General features: G+C 60.6%; 1 protein-coding gene and 2 pseudogenes. All 3 read right to left on the reverse strand.

Annotated features, from left to right (window positions below):
- Positions 1 to 188: pseudogene (locus D3H34_RS32870) on the reverse strand (cupin domain-containing protein); the annotation flags it as partial.
- Between the two features lie 200 nt (positions 189 to 388).
- Positions 389 to 529, reverse strand: a pseudogene (locus D3H34_RS34865) (IS5/IS1182 family transposase); the annotation flags it as partial.
- A gap of 87 nt (positions 530 to 616) precedes the next feature.
- On the reverse strand, positions 617 to 1,141 hold a 525-nt coding region (locus D3H34_RS32875), incomplete at its 5' end, for a Fic family protein (protein WP_147400608.1).

Genomic DNA, 1,141 nt, shown 5'->3' on the forward strand with positions numbered 1-1,141 from the left:
CCGCCCGTGCCGATGTCGCGCAGCTGGCCGCGGCGGTACTTGGGGTCGAAGTCGGCCTGGAACTTCAATGCGTCGAAGTCGTACTTGCGCGTGGAAAAGCGGGCAACGCGGGCTGCCATCCAGTCTTCAAAGCTGGCGCCTTCGGGGCGATCCCAGCTACGGGGCGTGTCTTGTGTGTTCTCAGTCATTGGTCTCTCCAGTTGCCGTAGTCAAATCACAAAATCATGTGGTTCGTGTTTTATAAGTGAAACACTATCCATCAGGTAAAACAATTATGAGATATTTGCACGAAGCTAACAAGCGAAACACAGAAAAATTGCTGCCCTGCGTCAGGGCGCTGTTGCATAAATCAGCGCTGGGCCTGACTTCTCTGACCCCAGACGTGGCTCAAAGGCTGCGTGTCATAAGCGCCCTCGCCCGTGACGCTCAACTGCGGCGCACCAGAGAGGCGTTGTGCCAGCAATTGCGGCACTGCCGCGCCATCGCTGACGTCGGTGGATGTCACTGCCCGAGTCTGCAAAGTCTGGGCAGCGCCTCACACACAAGATTTCTGACAGCCGCCGGTATTCAGCGGGCCATCGATGCGGTTTTCCCCCGTGCCAGCCGCCCCTGATGTTCAGCGGAATTCTTCGGGGATTTCATAGGCAGAACTGCGTCCGCCGGCCGGGGCTTTGACCAGCATGCCGGCCTCCACCAGCGCGGTGATGTCGCGCAAAGCGGTATCGGCCGAGGTCTTTGCGATGGCTGCCCATTTCCTTGCGGTCAGCTTGCCTTCGAAGTCTTCGAACAGGCGGTTGAGCACCTTTTGCTGGCGCGCATTCAGTGCCACATGCGCAAACTTGCGCCAATAGGCGTTGCGCTGCTGGCTGGTGCCAACGCCAGCCAAGGCATGCTCGACGGCCAGGTGTACGCTGCGCAGGAACCACTGCAGCCAGGCCGTGACGTCCATGCTCCGCCGCTGCGTCTGTTCCAGAATCTGGTAATAGGCTTCACGTTCGCGCTGGATCTGAGCGGCGAGACTGTAGTAGCGCTGCGGGCTGGCATCGGCACGGGCCAGGAACAGGTCGCCCACCGCGCGGGCGATGCGCCCGTTGCCATCCTCGAAAGGGTGCAGGGTCACGAACCAGAGGTGGGCCAGCCC

This window comes from Acidovorax cavernicola, from assembly GCF_003581445.1.